This window comes from Flavobacterium sp. J49, from assembly GCF_011742145.1.
GTDB lineage: Bacteria > Bacteroidota > Bacteroidia > Flavobacteriales > Flavobacteriaceae > Flavobacterium.
Genome location: NZ_JAAQQU010000014.1, coordinates 1 through 260, shown reverse-complemented (window position 1 = coordinate 260; position 260 = coordinate 1). Strand labels below are relative to the sequence as shown.

Genomic DNA, 260 nt, shown 5'->3' with positions numbered 1-260 from the left:
GCAAACGCCGCATTAACTGCTGCTTGGTCTGCATAAGCACAAGCACTTGTTGAACTTGCTGCCGGTGCATTTACTTGTACAGCCGGAGCCGGTGTAATAGTAAAGCTTCTGGTTACTGTTGATGTAGTATAACATTTATCTGTTACGGTATAAGTTACTGTGGTAGTTCCTCCACAAGCACTCGGTGCACTTACTTGTCCATAGCTTCCGCTTGGAGCACAGCCGCCGCTTACAGTGAATCCTCCTAACCAAGTAGCAAA

1 protein-coding gene is annotated in these 260 nt (G+C 46.9%); it reads right to left on the bottom strand.

Going from position 1 to position 260, the window contains the following annotated elements:
• A partial coding sequence (locus tag HA632_RS00055) for a hypothetical protein (RefSeq protein WP_217902795.1) occupies positions 1-260 on the bottom strand: 260 nt, incomplete at both ends.